This window comes from Chryseobacterium sp. G0201, assembly GCF_003815655.1.
Classification (GTDB): domain Bacteria; phylum Bacteroidota; class Bacteroidia; order Flavobacteriales; family Weeksellaceae; genus Chryseobacterium.
On record NZ_CP033917.1, the window covers coordinates 1,576,178 to 1,600,901 of the forward strand.

Sequence of the window (24,724 nt, forward strand, 5' to 3'; positions counted from 1 at the left end):
TGTGCTGAGAAAATTGTAACTTCGTGTACCAAAAGGTTTTGGAACAAAAACTTACAACAGAGTTGTCCTCCTCTGAATTCGTGCGTTGTTAAATCATAGATTTTTAAGGTTGGGGAGATTTAAAAAGAACCCCTTGTGTCATTACCTAAAACTAACCATTTTATCTAGGGTATAAGAGGTAATATGAAAAGAGAATTTATAACTTGATAAAATAATAAATCCCCGTACACTAGAGTACAGGGATTGTTTTTATACGTCCACTTTTCCTAAAACCTATATATAGTCTTAGGGATTTTGGACGGATTAGTTTCTTCTTACTTGTTCCGTTATATTTCTGATCTCTTCTTCAGAAAGTGCATTTACCTCAAAAAAGGTTTCAGGTAAAGTTTCATAGTCATAATCAGGCAGAGAAATATAGTTTACTACTTCTGTATGATTAGGAATAGGTCTAACAATAAGGATTTTCTTACCATTTCTTCTAGCTCCAGTAGATTCTTTATAGTTTTCAGTTTTATAAAAGTCTGCTATAATGATACTATACAAAGATTCAATTTGTTTGCTTTCTTCTTTTTTCACAAATCTATCTTTAAAATCATATTTTGAAAGCATCTCATCCTCTTCTAGGAAATGCTTTAGCATTTCTCTAAACTCTTCTATTCTGTCTTGTGGGATAAAATCAGCATCAGGTTTATTTAATACAAATTGAAATGTGCCCTGTTGAGCTGTAGTAATAGTTTGTTGTGAACTGATTATTTGTTGCCTTAGAAAAGATAAAAATTTGAATGCTTTAAGTCTTCTAGTAGCTAATGGATTGTCCTGAACATCATCAATATTTATTCTTTCAGCATGAGCTAAACCTTCAAGGAAATATTGGCTTCTATCATATAGTCCATCATAAAGCTCTCCATCTTTAAAATACTTATACTTATTCACTGGATTATTGGGGTAACCAAAATGTTGTACAAAGCTAAGTAGTTGTAATTCAAAGTATTTATTGTGGCTAGCTGTTCCATTCTTCTTTAAAGGTAGCTTTTGTCCACTAGAAGTTTGGAATATAAGTTGAAAGTTATTGAATAAATCATCTCTGAATATATTATAAAATTGAGCATCATTATAAAAATAATATATATGCATTCTTCTATCATCTTTGAAGTAGTAGTTATTACAATATTCTTTCAATCCCTTTTGTATTTCTCCATATTTAAAGATTATGGTTGGCATTCTATTACCAGAAACTAGTTTACAGTTGATAAATTGGTTGGTAATAGCGCAATAAGTGATATAAGAAGATAGATCATTTCCAAAGAAATCATATTTTTTAGCTAGTACAGCTTCTCCCTCATCTAGCTTAAACAGCCTGTATTCAGGGAAATCTAATCTGGCTTTACTTGACCTATCTAATGTCTTAACAAAATCAATCTCTTGTTTAATATTCTCTTTGATTTCTTTTTCATAGAATGTACTAAGTAGCTCATTTTGTGATGATAGGGTGAGATATTTTACTTTATATTCTACTTCCTGAATATCCATTACAGAAGTGTAAAATTCTTTGAATTCTTCGGTCTTTTCTACTTCCTCAAAGTGGAGAGATTCAAAATCAAAATCTTTTGGTTTTGGGAGAATGAGATGTATTTCTCCTTTTACTCTTTGTCTTGCTAGTGCCTGAATAATGGAGTTTATGCCTCCAGAGAATATTCCATAGTTGTTTTTAAAAAGCATTTTAGCTCCTCTAGGAGGTAGGATGATTACATAAGCATGATTCTCCTTTTTGATGCTTACACCAGTTTTAAAATTAGTCCCAACATTGCACAGGCTTGAATTGTATCTGTTTTGGGGTATAGCTCTATCATTTCTTTGATTTAGAACCAGTTCAGAAGTACAATTATTGATTTTATCATACTTCGAATATAATTCCTTTCCAATCCCTGAATCTTTATTTTTAATAATATTATCTGCTAGTGTTTTTGAGTAAGATAGTATATCAATATTTTTTCCTAGATAGATAAGTTCCTTTACTAGCTCAGTAATAGTCTTATCATCATAAGTATAGAATTGTTCATTATTGTAATGTAAGAATAGTTCACTTTGTTTTTCAGGGAACCTTATCCTTTCAGATTCTATAATTTGTATTTTATCATCAGTTAGCTCAGCTAAGTACTCAATAACAACTTTTGAGGCTTCATTATATGTAGCACTGATGATGTAGTTTTTAAGGATTACATTTCTCCATTTCCAAAGATTAAAAATATATTTTTCTTTAAAATTATGAATAGCATCATGTATTTCATCATAGATAAAGACAACTTTCTTTCCATGTTTTTCACAGTATTTAACCAACCTATTGATGTAATATCTTTTGATACTGGAGTTTATAAAAGCATCCTCTCCGGGATTTCCTAAAAGACAATTTGCTGTAACTATATGAACTCTCTTATGCCAGAAGTCTGCGGCTTCTTCATTTCCCAAAACCTCATATCTGAATACATCTCTTTCAGGAATTTCTTTTTCCAAGATATCCTTGTAATATTGTTCTACAAGGCTCACAAAAGGAGAAGCTAAGAAAACAACATAATCTGTATTAGTGTAATATTGCTTTACAACATCAATTATTGCTGTAGTCTTACCTTGCCCTACACCTGCATTAATAACTACAGTATTCTTGTCATGTAGCTTAATGTGACTAGTTAAAGGGGTTTTAATATATCCATTACTATCAGGAGAAATAATAATCTTTTCAGTAGTATGGAAGTTGGGGAAGTCTTCAGGATTGATTTGTTTAAACTCAATAGGGAAGTCTTCAAAATGTATATTTGGTAGCTCCATGCTTAATAAAATTTAACTGCTTTGTAAAAATAGTACAAAGCAGTTAATAATAAGACTTATTTTAGTTTAGAATTTAACTTACCCATCTGTTCACTAACTTTTTCCTTTACAACCTTAGCATAATGTTGTTGTGTAATTCCAATCTCTGAATGACCTAAAAGCTCAGAAACTATTTCCATAGGGACATCATTGTAAAGTAGAATAGTAGAAGCAAAGGTTTTTCTTGCTATGTGATGAGTGAGAACTTTGTTGATACCTACAATCTCTGCTATCTCCTTTAAATAAGAGTTGAACCTTTGGTTTGAAACAATAGGGAGTGTTTGATTTTCAGCCTTGTACTTGTCTAAAATGCTTGAAGCCTTTGATAGTAAAGGAACTTCATAGCTCTTATTAGTTTTCTGTCTGTGAATATGTATCCACTTGTTGGTGTCAAAGCCTGTCTGAATATCACTTTCTTTAAGGTTTGACATCTCTGTGTAAGCTAATCCAGTATAACAGCAGAAAATGAACATATCAGCTACTTGTTGTAGTCTTTCAGAAGCAAAATTATGTTTTTCTAATGCTTCAAGCTCTTCTTTAGATAAGAATACAATTTGCTTTTTAGGCTTCCTATTCCTGTAGAGTAGGAAAGGGTCTTTAGCTAAATAATCCAGTCCTACAGCCAACTTAACTATTTGTTTAAACCTTTGTATAGTCTTGTAGATTGTATTCTGTTTAAACTGCTTTTCTGCCTTTAAATAGAACTCAAACTCTGTGATAAATGCCATAGTCATATCTTTCAGAAGATAATCAGATTTTTTGTACTGATGCTTTATGAAAGACTTTACATGAGTCTGTGTCTGATAAAACTTAGCTACTGATACTTTAGTGGTAGAGATACCAATCAGTTTTTCCTGTTTAGAGATATGTAAATTAAACATTTCATTAATGGATTTATCCTGCTTGATATTCTCTCCTTTGAACTGTCTGTAGATGTCATCTACATCAAAGTCCTTTTCCTGAACTTGGAGAAATAAAAAAGCCTGATTAATGTCTTGTTTAATCAGGCTTAATTGAGTGTTGATTTGAGTGTTTCCTTTATTGGGAGGATGAGCTTTCTGTTTTGAAGCATTCCAATAATCTGGGTTGATAAACATCCCAGTTGAAAAAGGTTTTCTTTGCTTGTCTAAAGTGATTCTACACTCAATTGCACAGACTCCTTTTTCATTAGTTCTGTTTCTTCTTAATAGAAATAGTATTGATAATTTCATAGTATTCATGGGTGTTTAGATTGGTAACCTAGATTTTTGTTGGTAACCTAATTGGTAACCTGAGTTTAAAACATTTTAACTTTAGTAATGCTTTATTTTACTCTTTTTAATCTTGATTTTAGAAGTAAAATCAGAGTAAAATAGCTCGAATAATGAAGTTGGTAACCTGTAGGAAATATTGGTAACCTAAAAGTCTGCCTTAAAATTGGAAAATGATGCTTAAAATTAAGTTTCTGAAAGAATGATTAAAATACTCAAAAAGCCCATGAATAGGAGAGATAAGTGTATATAACAAAAAAATCTCCCTTAAAAAAGAGAGATTTTGTGGGCCCTGAGGGATTCGAACCCCCGACCCTCTGGGTGTAAACCAGATGCTCTGAACCAACTGAGCTAAGAGCCCTAAATTTTTTAAAGGTGTTAGGAACCTTTGTGGGCGATGAGGGATTCGAACCCCCGACCCTCTGGGTGTAAACCAGATGCTCTGAACCAACTGAGCTAATCGCCCTCTGTAACGTTATTTCCGTTTAGAGTGGTGCAAATATACGACTTATTCGGAAAACTCCAAATTTTTTTCTAAAAATTCTCCAACAACAAAGTTACTTCCGCCGATAAAAATCATTTCTTCATTTGTACAGCGTTGTTTTGCAGATAAATACGCTTCCTGTACAGAATCGAAAATTTTATAAAAAATTTTTGCATTTATCAGCAGATCTTCATAATCTTTCGGATGTCTGCCCCTGTAGATAGACGGTTTTGCAAAATAAAACTCAGAATTTTCAGGTAATAAACTCATCACTTCGTCGATCTTTTTATCAACCACAAAGCCTAAAATAACGTGTTTATGCTTATCAATTGAGTTTAACTGAGTAAAAACCTGCTCCAAACCTGCCTGATTATGTCCTGTATCGCAAATTGTCAGTGGATTTTGTGAAAATTCAAACCAGCGACCGATGAATCCGGTATTTTTATGAACGTTTAATAATCCGTTTTCAATATTTTGATCGGAAATATTTACATTGAGTTTTCTTAATTCTTCAATTAATGCTAGAACAACCTTTATATTTTTTTCCTGATAATTTCCCTTTAAGTCAGATTTTAAATCAGTTTTTAATAGCGTAGCATCAACAAATAAAGCATTTTCTTTGATTGATTTTTCTTTAATAATATTTCTTACGACCTCATTTTCGTCTCCAAAAATAATTGGAGTGTTATTTTTAATGATACCTGCCTTTTCAAATGCAATTTGCTCAATTGTATCTCCTAAAATATTTTGATGGTCTAATTGAACGTTTGTAATGGCAGAAACCAAAGGTTTAATAATATTCGTGGAATCTAATCTTCCGCCCAAACCAACTTCAATGATTGCAAAATCTACCTGCTGCTGATAAAAATATTCAAAAGCCATAATGGTTGTGAACTCAAAAAAAGAGGGAAGAATATCTTCAGGAAGACCTTTCAGTTTTTGGATAAAATTAAAAACAAATTCTTTGTCACAGTTTCTGCCGTTTACTTTTATACGCTCCGTAAAATCAATAAGATGAGGGGAATTGTATAAGCCAACTTTATAACCTGAGTCCTGAAGAACCGATGCCAGCATATTGCTGGAAGAGCCTTTTCCGTTGGTTCCTCCGATATGGATGCATTTTATTTTTTCCTGAGGGTTGTCAAAAAAATCACAAAGTTTAGTGATATTATCTAAACCAGGTTTGTAAGCTTTTTCTCCATCAATCTGATAGTTAGGCGCTTGTATGAAAAGCCAATCAACGGCTTCTTGGTATTTTTCGGTTGTCATGATACAAAATTCTCAAAAGTTTGATAAAAATAAAACATTAATTTTTTTTATCTGTAACTTTTTTAAATTTGATTCGTCTAATATCATAAAATCAGAATATGAAAAAAGTTTGGATTATTGTTTTGGGATTAACAAGCATGGGCTTAAGTGCTCAGAAAAGATGGTCCTTAAGAGAATGCGTAGACTATGCCGTAGAGCATAATCTTCAGGTGATCCAAAATGAATATTCAAAACAAATTCAGGATTCTAATTTAAAAATAGCTAAAAATAACTATTTACCATCTGTTTCTGCAAGTGTAGGAAATACGGTGAGTTTTGGTCAGGCTTCGTTGGGAACGGGAAGTATCAGGAATGACAGGTTTAGTAATAATGCCAATCTGGGTGCTGATATGTTGATTTACAACAATGGAAGGTTAGAAAAAACAATTCGTAAGACAGAATTTGATGTAGAAGCCAGCCAGTACGACATAGAAACCATTAAAAATGATATTTCTCTGCAAATTGCTCAACAGTATTTAACAACATTGCTGAACAAAGAAATCGTGAAAATTTCTCAGGCAGCGGTAGAAAATGCTCAAAAACAAGCCGACAGAGCAAAAATTACAACTCAGGTTGGAACTACAGCTCAAACAATTCTGGCGGAAGCTGATGCTGGATTGGCGAGAGAAAAGCAAAATCTTAAAACTGCTGAAATTAATGTTGGAAGAAGCTTATTTGCATTAGCTCAGCTTTTACAATTAAATGAATATAAAGATTTTGATGTGGAAGATGTAAGTGTTTCAGATCAATTATCTCCGCAATTAAAATCTGTAGATGAGGTTTTGACGACAGCTTATGAAAATCAGCCTCAGGTGAAAGCTGCTGAAAGTAGAATTAAATCAGCCGTAGCACAGACAGAAGTATCGAAAACTGCATTTTGGCCTACAATAACGGCAAGTGCAGGGATTGGAAGTTTTTATAATAACTTGTTGAATGCTCAGGATGAAAGAGTTTTCTTCCCACAATATAAAGACAATTTTGGGCAAAATGCAGGAGTTTCTATAAATATTCCGATTTTTAATAAAGGAATTACTAAACTTCAGGTTGAGCAATCGAAGATTAATGAAAATATTGCCAAAGCAACTTTAGAACAGCAAAAGCAAACCGTAAGACAGAATGTTCAGAAGGCACAATTTGATGTTGATGCAAATTATGAAATCTATTTATCAGCCGTTGAAACTGAAAAAAGCACGAAACTGGCTTTAGATTTCGCGGATAAAAGTTATGTTGCAGGAAGAACAACTATTTACGATGTGAATGTTGCAAGAAATAATTATGCAAATGCGCAAGGTTCTGTAGCTCAGGCTAAATTTAACTATCTTTTCAGTCTTAAATTATTGAATTTCTATGCAGGAATTCCACTAAGTTTGTAAAATGTCTATTCAATCATTAGAAAAATATTTACCAGCTAATACACTTCAATATTTAAAAAATTGGTTTTTAGATTATTATATTCATATTAAAATTACACGAAACAGGAATTCTAAACTTGGAGATTACAGAAAGCTCCCTGATAATTCTCATGAAATAACGATAAATTCTACACTTCCGCCACAGCTTTTTTTCTTTGTTTTGACCCACGAATTGGCTCATTTAATAGCATTTGAAAAATACGGAAGAAGAATTTCCCCACACGGAAATGAATGGAAAGAAACCTTTCGATTAATGCTTCTTGAAAGTGTTGATGTGTATGAGGAAAATTTAAGACCTATTATTGCAAAATTTTCTAAATCCCCAAAGGCTAATTTCATGGCCAGCCCTGATTTGGTTAAATATTTTCACATTGAAAAACAAGATGATACCTTACAATTTATTGAAGAACTTCAAAAAGGAGACTATTTTATCTATGGAAATGAGAAGTATTTGTTAGAAGGTCTGATTAAAAAAAACTATCTTTGTAAGAACCTGGCTACTGGGAGGAAGTATTCTTTCAAACCTTTAGCAAGGGTAGAAAAATGTAGTTAAACATGTCAAATTCAGATAAATACTGTGTGATAATGGCTGGAGGAATCGGCAGTAGATTCTGGCCGTTGAGCACGCAGAAATTTCCAAAACAATTTCAGGATATTTTAGGAACCGGGCGTACGATGATCCAGCAGACGTATGACAGGATCAAAAAAATCATCCCGAGTGAGAATATATTTGTAATTACGAATAAAGAGTATGTAGCTCTTTCTCATCAGCAATTACCGGAAGTTCCCGAAGATAACATCGTTGGGGAGCCTTTGATTAAAAATACGGCAGCCTGTAACCTTTACATGGCTAACAAAATAGCTGAGATCAATCCGAATGCGACCATGATCGTTTTGCCGGCAGATCATTTGATTTTAAAAGAAGATATTTTTCTGGAAAAAGTGGAGGTGGCTTTTGATCTTGCTTCTAAGCATGATTATCTGGTGACTTTGGGAATTACGCCTACAAGACCTGACACTGGTTACGGTTACATACAATTTGTAGACAAAAAAGACTCTGAATATTTTAAAGTAAAAACTTTTACAGAAAAACCAATTCTGGAACTTGCACAAAGCTTTCTTGAAAGTGGAGATTTCCTTTGGAACGCAGGGATTTTTATCTGGAATGTTAAAAGTATTCATCATGCTTTTGAAATGTATCTTCCTGAGATGACCCAGCATTTTATGGCTTGTGAATATAATGCGGACAGTGAAAAAAGCTGTATTGAAATTATTTATCCGAAAGTTCAGAAAATTTCTATTGATAATGGGATTTTAGAAAAAGCTAAAAACGTTTATGTAATCCCTTCAGACCTTGGTTGGAGTGATTTAGGAACATGGACATCCGTTTATGAAAACGCTGAGAAAGATGAGAACGAAAACGCGGTAAAGCAAAAACATATTCTGACTTACAACACAGAAGGAAACATCATTCACGTAAAAAACAGCAATAAAGCAGTTGTAATTGACGGATTGAAAGACTTTATCGTTGTAGATACAGAGAAAGTTCTATTGATATGTCCTAGAGATCATGATCAGTTAATAAAAGATTACGTTCTTGATCTGAAAAATTTAAAAAAGGGAGAGAAATTCATTTAAAAAATGGCATAATTTCTGCCACGTTTTGAATTATGATAAAAAATACATCCAAACTTATTTTGTTGGTTTTCTTTCTTTTAGGTGCGCTTGCGTATTCTCAGGAAAAGAAAAAGTTTAGCAGTATTCCTAATATTCTGAAAGGAATTATACCAAACGATAAAATAGATTTTTGGGTGTTGGTGTACAATACCTATGCAAAAGATCAGGAGATCAGTATTTCTGGATCTAAGCATGATTATACGCCTCAATTTTCAGGATTTGATCTTTTCCCCGATGAAGAAAGCTTTTATTATATCGCATATTCTTCAGGAGGAAAAATAAATTACGTTACAGATCTTAGTAGTTTAAAAACATTTATCGGAAAGGTAGATAATGTACAGGAAGCCGCAATTATGGCTACTGTAGAAGGATATCTTGTAGATGAAGAATTCAAAGATGTTGCAGGAAATTATTATGAAGACGGTTCGAATTATTATCTGGATCTGGGAAAATTGACTTCACAAGAGTGTCCTTACCAGAAAAAGCATTACACATTAACGGTAAATAAGTCTACCGGAGCGATTACCAATGTAAAAGACAACGGAGCCTATATTGAGCTTTACAATAAAAAATGCGCCAATAATCCAAGGCTTCTGAAAATCGAAAAGAAAGAAGAACCAAAAGATGAGCCTAAAAAACCAGCCAAATCAACCAAACGAAAATAACGTCTACGAAACAGAAAGACTCATCCTCCGTCCAATGTCATTGGATGACAGGGAGTTTATTTTTGAATTGTACAACAGACCAAAATTCATAAAATACATCGGTGATCGTAATTTAAAAACGGTTGAAGATGCAGAGAATTATATCAAAAACAGATTTCTTCCGCAATTTGAAAAATTAGGTTTCGGAAATTATTTGGTTGTTACTAAAGATAAAAATGAGAAAATCGGTGGAGTAGGAATCTTCGAAAGAGAAGGCCTGGACATCGTAGATATTGGATTTTCCCTGTTAGAAGAATTTGAAGGTAAAGGTTATGCTTACGAAGCTGCTCAAAAAGTAAAATCCATCGGAATGGATGATTTTGGGTTAAAAAAGATCTCTGCCATTACATCAAAAGAGAATTTTTCTTCCCAAAAATTAATCGAAAAATTAGGTTTAAAATTTAAAAATCATGTCACTCTTCCCAATGAAGATGAAGAATTGATGTATTACGAAACGGAATAGTTTCCCATTATGTTTGTCATTCTGACGAAGGAAGAATCTAAACTTAATGTTCTTAACCTCTAAAAATAATTTTAATGGTTAAAGATTTGATTATTAATGAGATTTAGATTCTTCCTTCGTCAGAATGACAAAAGAATGTGTTTAAATTTATCCTTCCAAAATCTGCTCAGCCGCCGTTTTCGAAGTCACTTTTTCAATTACTCTTTTACAAACACCTTTTTCGTCAAAAATAAAAGTTGTTCTTACAATTCCCATATACGTTTTTCCGAACGTTTTCTTTTCCTGCCAAACCCCGAATTTTTCAATGATATCGCGATTTTCATCTGCAATCAGATCATAAGGAAAAGCAAATTTGTTATGAAAGTTCTTCTGTTTTTTCACAGAATCTCCGCTTATTCCTAATAATTGGAAGCCTGCTTTTTCCAATTGAGAATAATTGTCACTCAAATTGCAAGCTTCTACCGTACAAGTCGGAGTATTGGCTTGAGGATAAAAGAAAATAACCAACTTTTTTCCAATTAATTTTGATGAGGTTACCATTTCTCCATCTTGATTTGTTCCTTCAAATTCTGGTAATTTGTCTCCAACTTTAAGCATAATGATTTAATTTTGCTCAAATTTAATGGTTAAATGACAAAAAAGCAAAGAGCCGAGCTTGTGCAACTCGAATTAGAGAAATTATATCCTGAAGTTCCCATTCCGTTGGATCACAAAGATCCGTATACATTGATGGTTGCCGTGGCACTTTCTGCGCAGACGACCGACAAAAAAGTAAATCAGGTAACGCCTCAATTATTTGCAGTTGCAGATACGCCTGAAAAGATGGCAAAATTGGAGGTTTCTGAAATTAAAGAATTGATCAAAGAAATCGGATTATCCAATACCAAAGCTAAAAATCTAAAGAAAATGGCAGAAGTATTGGTGGAAAAACATAACAGTATTGTTCCGCAAACTTATCAGGAGTTAGAAGAATTGGCTGGAGTTGGTCATAAAACAGCTTCCGTGGTGATGAGCCAGGGCTTCGGATTTCCCGCTTTTCCTGTCGATACACACATTCACAGACTGATGACGCAATGGAAGCTGACTTCCGGAAAAAACGTCGTAGAAACGGAACGTGATGCAAAAAATATTTGGAAGGAAGAGGTTTGGAATAAACTTCACCTTCAAATTATTTTTTATGGAAGAGAATATTCTCCTGCAAGAGGAAAAGGAGAGAAGGATTTTATTACGAAGATGATGTTCGATAAATAAAAAACAACCTCAAAAAAGGTTGTTTTTACTATTGAAAATATGTTTTTGATTATCCAGTAATCTTCTATGATAATTGATCTGCCCCAAATGATAACTTAAATGTCCAAACAAATGGATCAGAAAATATTCGGTTGTCATTTTATATCCTAAAGGTTCAATAGGATATTCTTTTTCCAGATCATTTTCATTAAGCTGATTGAGTGTTTTGATGACAATATCTAATGTTCCTTTAATTTTTTCAATTAACTCAGTACGTGGAATATTTTTTAATGAAAACTCAAGTTCTCTGTTTCTCACATAACCGGAATTTCCCAGTATTGCTCCGAAAAAATGATTAAGATTTCCAACCAAGTGAAGACAAAGATTTCCAGCCGAATTGGCAATATTTTCATCTGTTTTCCACATTGAAGTTTCGTTTTGATAAGCTTCAATTTCTGTTTTTAATTTATTGAGATCTCTGGTGTAGAGAGATTTTAGGCTTTCTGTTATCATTTTGATGATATTTATTATTGAATGGATTTTCTGTTAAACAAAAGACGGAGCTTTTATGATTGCTCCGTCTAAATTATATAAATTTTTCAAATATTACTTCTGCTTCTTCGCCCAAAGCTCCATTTTTCTGTTCAAAACATCCAAAGGAAGACAACCCTGACTCAACACTTCATCATGGAATTTTGCCAAGCTAAACTTATTTCCAAGTTGTTTTTTATATTGATCTCTCAATTCACGGATTCTCAACGAACCGATTTTATATCCTAAAGCCTGTCCAGGCATTGCCATGTATCTCTCAACTTCTGCAGTTGCACCGGCTTCATCATAAGAAATATTGCTTAGGAAATATTTGATAGCTTCTTCTCTCGACATTTTTCCGGTGTGAATTCCTGTGTCAACAACCAATCTTACAGCTCTCAACATCTGGTCGCTTAAATATCCCATTTTCTGATAAGGATCTGTATACAAACCGAATTCCGGACCTAAAGTTTCGCAATAATGAGCCCAACCTTCACCGTAAGCTCCAAACCAACCGAATCTCATGAACTTTGGTAATTTAGTATTTTCCTGTTGCAGAGAAACCTGATAATGATGTCCAGGAATGGCTTCATGCAGGAAAAGCGACTCCATTCCAGATGTTACATTGAATTTTGAAGGATCCGGAAGCGGAACATAGAAAATTCCCGGTCTTTTTCCATCAGGAGTTCCCTGGATATATTCTGCGCTTGCACTTGCTTCTCTGAATTTTTCCGTCTGTCTGATCTCAAATTTTGTTTTTGGAGTTACACTGAACATCGTTTTTAACTTCGGAGTTATTTTAGCTAAAATCCCGTTGAATCCGGCTAAAACTTCCTTAGAAGTCTTGTAAGGCATCGCTTTTGGATCAGTTTTTACAAAATTGATGAATTCTTCCAACGTTCCTGTAAATCCAACTTGTTGTTTTACTTTTTCCATTTCAGCACGAAGCATCGCAACTTGTTGAAGTCCTATTTTATTAATTTCTTCGGGAGATTTATTGGTTGTCGTCCAGCTTTTTACATAATAAGCATAGATGTCGCTTCCTTTCGGCAGGCTGTTGTAACCGTCTGTATCTCTTCCTTTTGGCAGGTATTCTGTTTCTAAAAATTTACCCATCTTAGTGTAAGCAGGAATTATTTTTTTAGCAATAGCTTCCTGATACAATTTTGTGAATTTATCTTTTTGAGCTTGTGTAAAATCTTTCGGGAATTTTTCAATAGGTCCGTAGAAAATATTTTTTTCAAAATCCGGAGTGATGATTTCTTCAGCTTTCATCTGAGGAATCATCTTTACAATTAGTTTTTTAGGCAAAACCACTTTATTATTGATTCCTTCTTTGAAATTTTCAATCGCGGCATCGATCCACAAAGGAAATTTTTCCATTCTTTTTAACCAGTCTTCGTAATCTTTTTCTGTTTTAAAGGGCTGACTTCCTTCTCCACTTCCATACAAAGGAAAATTTAATGGTAATCCTCCAAATTGGGTAAACGGAATATATTCGGGATGATAAGTATAGGCTTCAATTTTATCTTTTAAAGTATAATCCAAAACGTCATATACCACTTTATCGTCATCAGAAAGGTTTTTATAATCTACCTGATCCAGCTGTTTCTGAACAGAATTATAAAATGCTACTTCTCCGGAAATAAAGTCTTTATCGATGTTTATCGGAAGCTGATCATTATATCTGAGATCTCCCTGTGACGTAGCTTCCAACGGATAGAGTTTTAGATATTGCTCATAATAATTTGAAGCAATAGAATCTATGTTTGTCGGAGTCACTTTCGTTAGCGGAGAATCGGATTTTTTACATGAAATTAAGCTTGCTGCCAAGCCTAATCCTAAAATACTTTTCGATAAAATGTTTTTCATTTTCAGAATCTTTATGAAAACAAAAGTAAGTATTATTGAAGTAAACCGATTATTAATAAACTCGATTTTTAGAAAAATAATTTTCAAAAAATTTTCCGCTTTCAATCTATTTTTTATCTTTGCTGAAAACGTTTAACAATCATATTTATTACAGCTCTTTTTTAAGAAATAATGAAAGGGATTTTAAAAATTTACCATCCGGAGGAAACGCTAACATACAATATTAGAAATACTTATTGCAAGGCGGTTTACAGTAACCAAGAACATTTTCTTGAGGTTGAAATAATCACGGATGACAGCTTAGATCATGTAGACGATGATTCTTTACACTACAATTTTCCACAGCTTTCGCTGAATATTTTCGATTTTCCTATCGAGACAGCGGAAATAGAAGGAAAAACTATTCAAATCAATGATTCTGAAGAGGAAACCTATACAGAAGTAGATCTTTTTGACGATGAAGATGCTTTTATCTATGATAATGAGCTTCAATTCGAGAAAAACGAAGAAGACGTGCTTCAGGTGATTTGGAAAGGAAATATTGATGATTTCTACACAGGATCCGGCAAACCGATTCCTTTTAGGCTCAAATGCGAATTTAAACAAGATGAGATTGTGGTAGACGAAGATTAATTTAATCTTCTCTTCAATAGTTTTATAATCAGATTTCTTTTCAAAATATTTTGGAAAGAAATTTGCTGTTGATAAAAAATAACAAAATTTAAGGTGTTTTTAAGCATTTTTTAAGACATCAATTCATAATATTCAACTACTTTTGTCGTTAAAACCTTTATAAATACTAATATTAATGCTGCTAACGGAACTTACTCAGATTTTATTTGCACAAATAACTGCGCCTGCAGTTGCAACAGATGATTTAGAATTTTCATTTTGGAAGATCATGTTCCACGGTGGAGCTTTCGCCAAAATAGTAATGTTTACCGTGTTGGCACTTGGTGTGTTTTCGGTATATCTGTTTTTTGAACGTTTTTTCTTTATTAAAAGAGTGACTTCAAAAACGGATGCCAATTTCATGGATAACATTGAAGATTTTATTAAAGAAGGCAAAATAGAATCTGCTGCAGATTACTGTAAAAGACAAAACTCTCCTGAAGGAAGGATTCTAGAAAAGGGAATATCGAGATTGGGACGTCCGGTTTCTGACATTGTAAGCGCCATGGAATCTCAGGCTCAGGTAGAAGTAGCGAATATGGAAAAAAACCTTAACCTTTTGGCCGTTGTACCGAGTATTGCACCGATGTTAGGGCTTTTGGGAACGGTTATCGGGATGATCATTGCATTCTTTAATCTATCTCATGCGTCAGGATCTTTCTCTCCGAAAACATTGTCTGAAGGTATTTATACGGCGTTGGGACAGACGGCGGTTGGTCTTGCAGTGGCAATTCCGGCAAACTTTTTCTACAATATTCTTTTAACAAGAATTGATAAATTTGTATTGAAAGCGCAGAATATGTCCGGCGAATTTTTAGATCTTATCAATAAACCTTTATAAATCTTTCCAGATGAAAATTCAGAGAAGAAATAAAGCGAATCCCGAATTCAGTTTGGCAGCGATGACCGATGTTATCTTGCTGATGCTGATATTCTTTATGATTACTTCGTCAGCAGCCAATCAAAGCGCTATTGAGGTGAATCTGCCAAAAGCGGGAGCCGTAGAAGATAATATTCCGAATCCTTTGGTGGTAAGTATAAAACCGGACGGAACTTATTTTGTGGATGATAGTCCTGTAACGAAAGATCAATTGGAACCAGTGATTGTCAATAAATTAACTAACCAGACCAACAAATCTTTTACCATTCGTGCAGACGAAAATACAATGCATAAAGATGTTGTTTTTGTAATGGAAATTGCTGAAAAGAATAAATTCAATATTGCCATTGCGACGGTTAAAGATAAATAATAACTCCGAAAATATCGGGAAGGATCATTTTAAGATGAGAAGTTATACAGTGAACAAAGACGAGCAAAACAGAGACAGGATAAAGAGTGCGATACTTTCTATCCTTATTTGGTCTGCAATTCTACTTTTTGTTTTTCTATATAAATTAAAACCGGAGCTGGATAAAAAGCCTGATGAAGTTGTTACCACAATGCTCGTCAACTTTGGAGACAACCGAAACGGGAAAGGTATTGAAGAACCTGCCGAACAGGAAGGAAGTCTAGCGGCTGCGACAGAAGAAGTTACTCCGGAACCTGTAGAAGCTGCCGTTCCTGAGACTAAAACTGTTGTAAAACCGGAACCACAGCCTGAAACGAAGAAAGCTGAAGCTAAGGACAAAGTACTTACGGGAAATAATTCAAAACTTACTGTTCCTAAAAAAGAAGAAGCAAAAAAATCTGATAAAAAAGCAGCGACAAGTACTTCTGCTTCTAAAAATACTAAAAAAGCAGGAGCCACAACTGCCAATTCTAAAACAGGAAGTGGTGACGGAAAAGGAAATGCGGCCATCGGAAATTTAATTAAAGGAAGAGGAACCAAAGCCGGAAGCCAGGGAACGGGTGAAGGAATCGGAAATGCGGGAGATCCTCTTGGCGGTGACGGAAATGGCGATAGCAAAGTAGGAATCGACAGGAAATTAATCGGGTACATTCCCGGAACAATGGGAAGAGGAGGTGCACAACCAACTAATAGCTGTACAGCAAGTGGTACAATCACAATTGCTTACACTGTAGATAAAGCTGGAAACGTAGTCTCTGCAAGACGATCAGGTGGAACGTCAGATCCTTGTATTTCTTCTAATGCGGTGGCTTGGGTTAAGAAGTATGTAAAAGCCGAAAAAGCAAGCACATCCTCAACCGGAACTTATAAAATTACATTCTAAAAATACAAAAGCACTTTATTCAAGTGCTTTTTTTATTTCGTTGATTCTGTTAATAACCGGAAGGGCAAAAATTCCGCTGGTTTGAAGATACAGTTCGTAGAACGTTTTTGCTTTGTCCAGAAAATCATTATTGTTGGTTTGTTTTCCCGTAAAGTAAAAAAGACTGCCCAACATTTCGTAATAATCTTTGTGATCCCTTTCCTGTCTTTCGTTGACGATTTCTATAATTTCTTCTTTTGATTTTGCTGAAAGTGTAGTAAAATCAAATTTGAAAATATCCCTCATTAAAGACTCAAAATCTAATTCTTTCTGCATTAAACTTTCTTCAGGTTTGTCTAAAATCAGTTTTTGTAATGCTTGAGTTAACTGACGTATTAATCGTAAGGTGAATTCTTTATCTGTGATCATTTCTTTTTATTTAAATTGTTTATATTTTTGTGTACTAATTTAATAGAATCATAGTATTTTGAATGTTCAATTGGATTATTAAACATCTTTAAATTAATAGAATTAAAAAAATCGATATAATTTTTTATATGTGCACGTGGAGGTTTACTGCTTTTAATATTATTGCACTCAAAACAAACAGAAATATAATTAATGACTTTTTTATCTTTAAGAAAAATGATATTATGTCTAGGGTAGAAGCAATCAGTAAAAATAACTGATGTGAAAGGATTTTTATTTTCTCGTCCGCTTAAAATATCATTAAGGTGTTTTATTTGAGAGGGATTTAATGTTTTGCTGATTGTATCTTTAAACTTTTTTACATTTAATTCTTTATCAAAATCTCCATCATAATAATCCATAGGATTTACGCTGGCAAAAGCAATGACTTTATCATATTTGAAATCAATATAATCTTTTAGATTTTTATTTTGAACAAAATTGCTTTTTACAGGCTTATTTACATTGTCCTTTTTACAACCGACAATGAATAAACAAAAAAGCGTAATGTAAAATACTCTAACCATTTACGCAAAAAATAGATAAGCTAGCGCAATCGCAGTAATAACACCCACTAAATCCGCCAAAAGCATTGCAATTACCGTATATCTTGTATTCTTCACGGCTACAGCTCCAAAATAAACTGCAATCACATAAAACGTCGTATCTGAGCTTCCTTGCAGAACTGCAGCCAATTTCCCTTGAAAACTATCTGCCCCGAAAGTTGTCATGGTATCAACCATCATTCCACGTGCTCCTGAACCGGATAAAGGCTTGATCAAAGCGGTTGGAAGTCCGTCAACAAAACGAGGGTCAAAATTGGCTGTAAAAGCAACCCATTTCATTCCGTCAATGATCACATCAAAAACTCCTGAAGTTCTCAGAAGAGAAATTGCGATCAACATTCCAACTAAATAGGGAATGATCTTCACACAGGTCGTAAAACCTTCTTTTGCGCCTTCAATAAAAGCGTCAAAAACATTGATTTTTTTATAAAGTGCACCAAGAACAATTCCTAAGAAAATAAAGAGAATCAATCCATTGCTTAAGACTTTACTAAAGGTATCTAATTCGTCTTTACTTAATTGAACTAAATATACAACCAAAAGTCCAATGATCGCTGAAATTCCGCCTACATAAGCGATAACAACAGGACGAAGAAGATTTATTTTCTGATATAAAGAAACAATGATCATGGCTGCTAGCGTCGCTGCGAACGTGGCAATCATACACGGAAGAAAAATATCCGTTGGCGTTTTAGAACCCATTGAAGCTCGGATGGCGATGATAGAAACCGGAATTAAGGTCATTCCTCCCGCGTGAAGACACAAAAACATGATCTGTGAATTGCTCGCAGTATCTTTATTTGGATTTAAAGTTTGCAGACTTTCCATAGCTTTTAAACCAAATGGGGTTGCAGCGTTATCCAATCCTAAAAGATTGGCACTGAAATTCATCAGCATATGGCCAAAAGCAGGGTGGTTTTTAGGGATTTCAGGAAATAGCTTTGAAAAGAAAGGTTGAATTAATCGACTTAAAAGATTGATTCCGCCGGCTTTTTCTGCAATACTCATGAATCCCATGAATAAGGTCATGATTCCAATTAAGCCAATACAGATTTTTACGGCAGTTTCAGAGGTTCCTATAACGCCATCTGACTCCTGAACACGATATACTTTTACATCTTGTTTAAGAGAATCTGTCTTGTAATGAATTCTGCTGTCGGCAAAATTCTGTGTTTTCATCAAACTGTCTCGGACAACATGAGAGAGGGTATTCATTTTCTGAGTTCCTATTTGTACCGTATCACCGCCTTTTCCAACAACCATATCATTGAAAATGGTTTTGTAATGACTTGATGACATATACTTTATACTTGCAATAGCAATGGCAACGATAATAAAAGCTGACCAAATTCTGCTGAGAACCATTTGATTAAATTATAATTGGTTAAACTTATCAAAAAAACTCCAGATTACAAAAGAGACAGCAACTTTTTGTCATTGCGAGGAGCGTAGCGACGAAGCAATCTCAATAAAACCAAGAATACTTTAATATAAATAAGTTTAGATTCCACGCTTCACTTCGTTACGGACTAAATGGTTACATAAAACTATTTTTCATCAAGATAAACCAAGTGTCCTGCAAAATCATCATCTAGGTTTTTCAGAACTTTTGCGTCTTTCATTTTATCAATTAATGCATCAATGAAAAATCCTTTTTCAAAAAACTGACGGTGAATTCCGGGTAATAATTCCATGAAATAATCCATTCCGATTTTATTGTTATGGAGATCCATTTTGGTTTCCAAAGGTTTGTTTGGAAATAATTCTTCGTGCATATCGGTTATTCTTTTACAGAAATCCAATGCTTTTTCGGGTGAAGAGATCTTGCTGCAATACATCAGGATGAAAGCGCACCAAAGGGCGTGTCTGAAAGCATTTCCTATTCCATTATTGGATGCGGTTTCGGGAAAGCGTTTCTGAGCGATAGTAAAAGCCTGCATGGTGGCATAAAAGCTTAATAAAGAAAAAAGAGGATGGGGAAGAACGAGCGATAAAAGACGACAAATCTTTTTAAAGCTCATACTTCGGATGGTATTGAAAAATATTTTAAAAGTCCTCATAAATAAAAATCTCTCCCCAATTAGAGAGAGATTGTATTGTATTTGTTACAAATTTTAAGCATGTACTGCTAATAAATTTACTGTTTTAGCTACTACTTCTTTAATTTCAGTTCTTTTTACGATGAAATCAACAAATCCTTTTTCCTGCAAGAATTCAGAAGTCTGGAAACCTTCCGGTAAATCTCTACCAATAGTTTCACGGATAACTCTTGGTCCTGCAAAGCCGATCAAAGCTTTAGGTTCAGCCATAATGATATCTGCAGTCATTGCAAAAGAAGCTGTAATTCCTCCAAAAGTAGGATCACAAAGATAAGCGATGTATAAAAGTCCCGCTTCTGAAAGCTGAGCTAATTTAGCCTGAACTTTAGCCAATTGCATCAAAGAGTACGTTGCTTCCTGCATCCTCGCACCTCCGGACTGACAAATAATCATGTAAGGAAGTTTGTTGGCGATACAGTAATCAATTGCTCTTCTGATCTTTTCACCCATTACAGAACCTAACGATCCTCCGATAAAAGCGAAATCCATACAAGAAACTACCATTTTAGTTCCGTTTACAGTTCCTACACCATTTCTGATGGAATCTGTAAGCTTTGTTTTAGCTTTTACTTCTTTTAGACGGTCTGCGTAAGGCTTTGTATCTTTGAAGTTCAGGATGTCTATACTTTCAACATTAGCATCTAGTTCAGTGAATTTACCTTCGTCAAAAAGGATATCAAAAAATTCTGCACTTCCTATTCTTACATGAAATCCGTCTTCAGGAGAGACATAATTGTTCTTCTTAAGTTCGTCATGTTCTACTACTTTTCCTGATGGAGTTTGGTGCCAAAGACCTTTTGGAACATCCTTTTTTTCATCAGTAGAGGTGGTAATGTTTTTTGCTTTTCTTTTAAACCAGTCGAATGCCATATCTATATAATTGATGTATGATAAAAGATAAAAGATGAAATGAAAGCGGTTTAAAAATCACAGATCATTCATCTTTTATTATTTATTTAAATTTATTTAAGCGTATTTACGTTATTTAAGTCTTCAAACGCTTTAACCAATCTTGTAGAGAAAGTTTCTTCACCTTTTCTTACCCAAGCTCTTGGGTCATAGAATTTTTTGTTAGGTTTCTCTTCTCCTTCAGGGTTTCCTATTTGAGCTCTCAGATAATCAATATTGTTAACCATATAATCTCTAATTCCTTCTGTGTAAGCGAATTGAAGGTCTGTATCGATGTTCATTTTGATCACACCGTAATCTATCGCTTCTCTGATCTCTTCTAAAGTAGATCCAGAACCTCCGTGGAATACGAAATTCACAGGTTTTTTACCAGTTCCGAATTTCTCTTCAACAAATTTCTGAGAGTTGTCAAGGATTTTTGGTGTAAGAACCACGTTTCCTGGCTTGTAAACTCCGTGTACGTTACCGAATGCTGCTGCAATGGTAAAGTTGTCTGAAACAGCTTTTAATTTTTCGTAAGTATAAGCGATATCTTCAGGCTGAGTGTATAATTTAGAATTGTCTACATCAGAGTTGTCTACACCATCTTCTTCACCTCCTGTAACACCGATCTCAACTTCTAAAGTCATCTGCATTTTAGCCATTCTTTCGAAATACTTAACAGAGATCTCCAGGTTTTCTTCTAAAGATTCTTCAGAAAGATCCAACATGTGAGAAGAGTAAAGAGATTTACCTGTCTGCTTGTAAAATTCTTCACTAGCATCCAATAATCCGTCGATCCAAGGCAATAATTTCTTTGCACAGTGGTCTGTATGTAAAATTACAGTTGCTCCGTAAGCTTCTGCAAGAGTGTGAATATGTCTGGCTCCGGCAATAGATCCTAAAATAGCAGCCTTCTGACCGTCATTGCTTAATCCTTTTCCTGCGTTAAAAGCAGCTCCACCGTTAGAAAACTGAATGATAACAGGAGAGTTTAATTTTGCTGCAGTTTCCATAACAGCATTTACATTACTAGAACCAATTACGTTTACAGCCGGTAATGCATATTTGTTTTCTTTAGCATGCTGAAAAATATCAGTAACTAATTGACCTGTGGCAACTCCTGCCGGGAAAATTCTGCTCATGTTTTACTTTTTATATAAATTATTAGGTGTTTCTAAAATTCCTGTAAAGGTAAGAATTTTTGATAAATTGTTAATTTCTTTTGTCGCGCCCCCAAAGTAGTTTCTGGCGGATGGTTTCATAGAAGCTCAGATCATTCGGCTGTACCAGAAGAATCTGGAAACTTGCCTTTTTAATAATGATTTCTTTATCTGTTTCTATATGGATTAATCTTGAATCTAAAGAAAGCGAATACTGAGGCACTCGGCTTTCTACTCTGAATTTTATTTCTACTCTGTCATTTACCACTAAAGGTCTCACATTCAGATTGTGAGGGGCAATAGGGGTGATGACGAAGTTTTCGTTATTTGGAGAAATGATCGGTCCGCCACAGCTTAAAGAGTACGCCGTTGAACCTGTTGGGGTAGAAACGATGACGCCGTCTCCCCAGAACACATTTAAAAATTCATCATTAATATATGAATCTACCGTAATCATAGATGTTGTTTCTTTTCTTGAAACCGTAACATCATTTAAAGCATACGGAAAAAACTCGTCTGATCTTGGTGAAACGACCTCAATAACAGCACGACGGCTTGTTTTTACATCACCTTTTAAGATAGCATCCAGTTCTTTGAAGGCTTCTTCTTTGGTAAAACTTGCCAAAAATCCTAATCTTCCGGTATTTACACCAACAATTGGGATTTCAAGATCTTCAATGAAAGTTAAAGAGTTTACGATCGTACCATCCCCACCGAAAGTGAAGAAAAGATCAACTTCCTTATCGATAAGATCCTGCTTATTATTAAAGGTTTCAAAAATTTTTGAAAACTGAAGGGCTTCCGCCATTCCCTCGTACAAAACAGATTTTACGCCTCTGCTTTCAAGTTCTGAAACAAATTTGCTTAAATATAAAAAAGTATCAAGATCTTTTTTCTGAGAATATATGGCTGCCTTCATGTTTAAATTTCTATGAATTTTTGTAAAAACCCGAATCTGTCTTTAAACAGATCAGATTTTTCGTCAGAATAAAATTTTTCTACAATTCTATAATCATAACGGTCAAAAGTTGCGTCTATCGAGCTCAGATTTTCATTGCTGATCTTTATGGTCACGTGAATCACTTCATCGGACATAAAACTGATGAATCCGCCATAAAATTTTGAGTTGTTGCTCTCAATAATATTGGCGATTTCGGTCATCGAATATTTTCTGGCAGGGGTTTCAATCGTAAGAATAGCTCCCAATTCCGAAAACAGCGGATATCTCGACAGATCCTGAAAAATGTCTTCACAGCTGATATATCCCAAATACTTTTCACTTTTAGTGATAACCGGAATAATGTTGGCATTGAAGGTATAAAACAAACGAATGCTGTCCATAATATTGTTATCCTCAAGAATCGCAAAACGCTCGATCTGATGTTCCAGATCTTTCAAAGTTCCTTCTTCTTCATAAAGGAAATCCTGCGCAATTGCTCCGTAAAAGTGATGGGATTTTTTAACGAAAATATGAGAATATCCAAAGTCCTCTAACATGTCTCTTGCTGATTCTATTGAGTCAGTCAAGCTAAAACACGGGAAATCTTTTGAGATATAGTCCTTGATAAACATTGTGCTAATTTATAAAAAATTAAACGAAACTTTTTCTGAAAACCTATATTTTTTTTGGGAAAAATAAAAAAACCAAATTTAAAATTTGTTCGCGCCGAAAAAAAAAGTATCTTTGTCGCCTTTCATTTTTACTTTTTATTAGATTTATTTCAAACTGCACTGTCTTTTAGACACATGCAGTTTTTTTATTTTAAGGCTTTTGTGAATTCCCACATGACGATTCCGCCACATACACTTACATTTAAAGAATGCTTAGTTCCTAATTGGGGAATTTCTAAAAATGTATCAATATTTTCTAATGCTTCATCGCTGATTCCTTCCACTTCATTTCCTAAAATTAAAGCATATTTCTTTGTTTTATCGATCGTGAAATCTGTAATCATCTGGCTGTTTGAAGTTTGTTCAATACCAATAATTTCAAATCCTTTACTTTTCAGATCACCGATTGTTGTGTTAATATCACTTTCATGGCTCCAGTCAACGCTTTCTGTTGCGCCTAATGCCGCTTTGTGAATCTCACGGTGAGGCGGTTGTGGAGTGATCCCGCACAGAATAATTTTTTCAATTAAAAAAGCATCTGCCGTTCTGAAAGTAGCACCCACGTTGTGCATGCTTCTAATATTATCTAAAATAATGATCAAAGGAATTTTCTCAACTTTCTTGAATGTTTCTACATCTATTCTGTTAAGTTCTTCCAGTTTTAATTTGTGTACCAATGTATTATTTTGTTGAAATTAATTTTCCGTCTTTATAAACTTCTGTTTTTTCAATGCTTCCGTCTTCGCGATAATGTACTCTGGTGCCATTCCATTTATCATTTACGAATTCCGTTTCCCTTTGGATTTTACCCGATGGATAAAGCATTTTCCACTTTCCTGTAGCAATCCCTTTTTCGTAATATCCGATCTGCTTTACGGATTTTCCATTTTCGTGAAAAAGTTTGCTTTCGCCGTCTAATTTACCAAATTTATAATTAGAAACTTCAATTACAACGCCTGAAGGTGAATAAAAAGTTGCCGTAGAGCTGTTATCGTAAACGTTTTTTTCACCATTTCTAAAGACTTCTTTCGAGGTTAAAACTCCATTTTTATCGTAATACGACCATTCTTTTACTTTATATCCTTTTTTATATTCTCCTTTGGCCTGAGTTTTTCCATTTTCAAAATAAAAAACAGCATCGCCTTCTAATTTCCCTTTTTTCCAGTCTGCAACTTCTTTTACCTGTCCGTTTTCATAGAACTGTTTGCAGGTTCCTTCCTGTAAGCCGTCTTTAAATCCGCATGGTTTTTGAGCTAAAGCGAAAGATATTGTTGAAAATAATAATAGAAAAATGTATTTCATAGAATTTTTTA

26 protein-coding genes and 2 tRNA genes are annotated in these 24,724 nt (G+C 34.2%); 10 read left to right on the top strand and 18 right to left on the bottom strand.

What is annotated here, in order from left to right; all coding sequences use genetic code 11:
* Positions 1-303: 303 nt before the first annotated feature.
* The 5 genes from EG348_RS07010 to EG348_RS07030 form a co-directional block, all read right to left on the bottom strand.
* On the bottom strand, positions 304-2,823 hold the full coding sequence (locus tag EG348_RS07010; protein ID WP_123981938.1) for a DEAD/DEAH box helicase: 2,520 nt from the start codon (positions 2,821-2,823) through the stop codon (positions 304-306).
* A 56-nt stretch (positions 2,824-2,879) separates the two neighbouring features.
* On the bottom strand, positions 2,880-4,073 hold the full coding sequence (locus EG348_RS07015; protein WP_317127001.1) for a site-specific integrase: 1,194 nt from the start codon (positions 4,071-4,073) through the stop codon (positions 2,880-2,882).
* Between the two features lie 325 nt (positions 4,074-4,398).
* Positions 4,399-4,473 (bottom strand) — tRNA-Val (locus EG348_RS07020).
* A 30-nt stretch (positions 4,474-4,503) separates the two neighbouring features.
* A tRNA-Val gene (locus EG348_RS07025) sits at positions 4,504-4,578 on the bottom strand.
* Positions 4,579-4,620: 42 nt separating this feature from the next.
* Positions 4,621-5,865, bottom strand: coding sequence for a bifunctional folylpolyglutamate synthase/dihydrofolate synthase (locus tag EG348_RS07030; protein ID WP_123981942.1), 1,245 nt, complete (start codon positions 5,863-5,865; stop codon positions 4,621-4,623).
* Positions 5,866-5,963: 98 nt separating this feature from the next.
* Between EG348_RS07030 and EG348_RS07035 the strand changes: the two genes are divergently transcribed.
* Genes EG348_RS07035 through EG348_RS07055 form a run of 5 tightly spaced genes read left to right on the top strand, consistent with a single transcriptional unit; the run spans position 5,964 to position 10,160 of the window.
* The gene (locus EG348_RS07035; protein WP_123981944.1) at positions 5,964-7,277 is read left to right on the top strand and encodes a TolC family protein; all 1,314 of its coding nucleotides are present in this window, start codon (positions 5,964-5,966) and stop codon (positions 7,275-7,277) included.
* A 1-nt stretch (position 7,278) separates the two neighbouring features.
* Complete coding sequence (locus EG348_RS07040; protein WP_123981946.1) at positions 7,279-7,869, top strand: SprT-like domain-containing protein; 591 nt, start codon at positions 7,279-7,281, stop codon at positions 7,867-7,869.
* A gap of 2 nt (positions 7,870-7,871) precedes the next feature.
* Positions 7,872-8,954 carry a mannose-1-phosphate guanylyltransferase gene (locus EG348_RS07045; protein WP_228414842.1) on the top strand — a complete coding sequence of 361 codons (1,083 nt, stop codon included), beginning with the start codon at positions 7,872-7,874 and terminating at the stop codon, positions 8,952-8,954.
* Positions 8,955-8,986: 32 nt separating this feature from the next.
* The gene (locus EG348_RS07050) at positions 8,987-9,658 is read left to right on the top strand and encodes a hypothetical protein (protein ID WP_123981948.1); all 672 of its coding nucleotides are present in this window, start codon (positions 8,987-8,989) and stop codon (positions 9,656-9,658) included.
* Positions 9,618-10,160 (top strand): GNAT family N-acetyltransferase, encoded by a 543-nt coding sequence (locus EG348_RS07055; protein ID WP_123981950.1) that lies wholly within the window; start codon positions 9,618-9,620, stop codon positions 10,158-10,160. The genes EG348_RS07050 and EG348_RS07055 overlap by 41 nt, the downstream gene beginning before the upstream one ends.
* A 147-nt stretch (positions 10,161-10,307) precedes the next feature.
* On the opposite strand, the gene bcp is transcribed toward EG348_RS07055, so the two are convergent.
* On the bottom strand, positions 10,308-10,757 hold the full coding sequence (gene bcp / locus EG348_RS07060) for a thioredoxin-dependent thiol peroxidase (protein ID WP_123981953.1): 450 nt from the start codon (positions 10,755-10,757) through the stop codon (positions 10,308-10,310).
* A gap of 33 nt (positions 10,758-10,790) precedes the next feature.
* On the opposite strand from bcp, the gene EG348_RS07065 reads away from it, so the two are divergent.
* The gene (locus EG348_RS07065) at positions 10,791-11,411 is read left to right on the top strand and encodes an endonuclease III domain-containing protein (protein ID WP_072410121.1); all 621 of its coding nucleotides are present in this window, start codon (positions 10,791-10,793) and stop codon (positions 11,409-11,411) included.
* Between the two features lie 9 nt (positions 11,412-11,420).
* Here EG348_RS07065 and EG348_RS07070 read toward each other — a convergent pair whose 3' ends face one another.
* Both EG348_RS07070 and EG348_RS07075 read right to left on the bottom strand, forming a co-directional pair.
* Entirely contained in the window at positions 11,421-11,903 is a 483-nt protein-coding gene (locus EG348_RS07070) for a DinB family protein (protein WP_123981956.1), read from the bottom strand.
* A gap of 93 nt (positions 11,904-11,996) precedes the next feature.
* Positions 11,997-13,793 (bottom strand): DUF885 domain-containing protein, encoded by a 1,797-nt coding sequence (locus tag EG348_RS07075; protein WP_123981959.1) that lies wholly within the window; start codon positions 13,791-13,793, stop codon positions 11,997-11,999.
* A 171-nt stretch (positions 13,794-13,964) separates the two neighbouring features.
* On the opposite strand from EG348_RS07075, the gene EG348_RS07080 reads away from it, so the two are divergent.
* The 4 genes from EG348_RS07080 (at position 13,965) to EG348_RS07095 (ending at position 16,637) form a co-directional block, all read left to right on the top strand.
* On the top strand, positions 13,965-14,426 hold the full coding sequence (locus EG348_RS07080; RefSeq protein WP_072410127.1) for a hypothetical protein: 462 nt from the start codon (positions 13,965-13,967) through the stop codon (positions 14,424-14,426).
* Between the two features lie 175 nt (positions 14,427-14,601).
* The gene (locus EG348_RS07085; RefSeq protein WP_123981961.1) at positions 14,602-15,306 is read left to right on the top strand and encodes a MotA/TolQ/ExbB proton channel family protein; all 705 of its coding nucleotides are present in this window, start codon (positions 14,602-14,604) and stop codon (positions 15,304-15,306) included.
* Positions 15,307-15,316: 10 nt separating this feature from the next.
* Positions 15,317-15,715 carry an ExbD/TolR family protein gene (locus EG348_RS07090; protein WP_123981963.1) on the top strand — a complete coding sequence of 133 codons (399 nt, stop codon included), beginning with the start codon at positions 15,317-15,319 and terminating at the stop codon, positions 15,713-15,715.
* Positions 15,716-15,749: 34 nt separating this feature from the next.
* The gene (locus EG348_RS07095; protein ID WP_123981965.1) at positions 15,750-16,637 is read left to right on the top strand and encodes a ferric siderophore ABC transporter substrate-binding protein; all 888 of its coding nucleotides are present in this window, start codon (positions 15,750-15,752) and stop codon (positions 16,635-16,637) included.
* 15 nt (positions 16,638-16,652) lie between these two features.
* On the opposite strand, the gene EG348_RS07100 is transcribed toward EG348_RS07095, so the two are convergent.
* The 10 genes from EG348_RS07100 to EG348_RS07145 all read right to left on the bottom strand — a co-directional run bounded on the left by EG348_RS07100 (position 16,653) and on the right by EG348_RS07145 (position 24,713).
* The gene (locus tag EG348_RS07100) at positions 16,653-17,045 is read right to left on the bottom strand and encodes a hypothetical protein (RefSeq protein ID WP_123981967.1); all 393 of its coding nucleotides are present in this window, start codon (positions 17,043-17,045) and stop codon (positions 16,653-16,655) included.
* Complete coding sequence (locus tag EG348_RS07105; protein ID WP_123981969.1) at positions 17,042-17,611, bottom strand: hypothetical protein; 570 nt, start codon at positions 17,609-17,611, stop codon at positions 17,042-17,044. The genes EG348_RS07100 and EG348_RS07105 overlap by 4 nt, the downstream gene beginning before the upstream one ends.
* Entirely contained in the window at positions 17,612-19,015 is a 1,404-nt protein-coding gene (locus EG348_RS07110; RefSeq protein ID WP_123981971.1) for a nucleoside recognition domain-containing protein, read from the bottom strand.
* 182 nt (positions 19,016-19,197) lie between these two features.
* Positions 19,198-19,710 (bottom strand): DUF6973 domain-containing protein, encoded by a 513-nt coding sequence (locus EG348_RS07115; RefSeq protein ID WP_123981973.1) that lies wholly within the window; start codon positions 19,708-19,710, stop codon positions 19,198-19,200.
* Positions 19,711-19,764: 54 nt separating this feature from the next.
* A complete protein-coding gene (gene accD, locus EG348_RS07120) occupies positions 19,765-20,619 on the bottom strand; it encodes an acetyl-CoA carboxylase, carboxyltransferase subunit beta (RefSeq protein WP_123981975.1) in 855 nt (284 codons plus the stop codon).
* Between the two features lie 92 nt (positions 20,620-20,711).
* Positions 20,712-21,782, bottom strand: coding sequence for a class II fructose-bisphosphate aldolase (fbaA, locus tag EG348_RS07125; protein WP_072410144.1), 1,071 nt, complete (start codon positions 21,780-21,782; stop codon positions 20,712-20,714).
* 70 nt (positions 21,783-21,852) lie between these two features.
* Positions 21,853-22,719: an NAD kinase gene (locus tag EG348_RS07130; protein ID WP_123981977.1), complete on the bottom strand. Its 867-nt coding sequence runs from the start codon at positions 22,717-22,719 to the stop codon at positions 21,853-21,855.
* Between the two features lie 2 nt (positions 22,720-22,721).
* Positions 22,722-23,372 (bottom strand): CBS domain-containing protein, encoded by a 651-nt coding sequence (locus EG348_RS07135; RefSeq protein ID WP_123981979.1) that lies wholly within the window; start codon positions 23,370-23,372, stop codon positions 22,722-22,724.
* A gap of 185 nt (positions 23,373-23,557) precedes the next feature.
* Positions 23,558-24,088: an RNA methyltransferase gene (locus EG348_RS07140; RefSeq protein ID WP_123981981.1), complete on the bottom strand. Its 531-nt coding sequence runs from the start codon at positions 24,086-24,088 to the stop codon at positions 23,558-23,560.
* Between the two features lie 4 nt (positions 24,089-24,092).
* Positions 24,093-24,713 (bottom strand): toxin-antitoxin system YwqK family antitoxin, encoded by a 621-nt coding sequence (locus EG348_RS07145; protein ID WP_123981983.1) that lies wholly within the window; start codon positions 24,711-24,713, stop codon positions 24,093-24,095.
* Between the last annotated feature and the right edge of the window lie 11 nt (positions 24,714-24,724).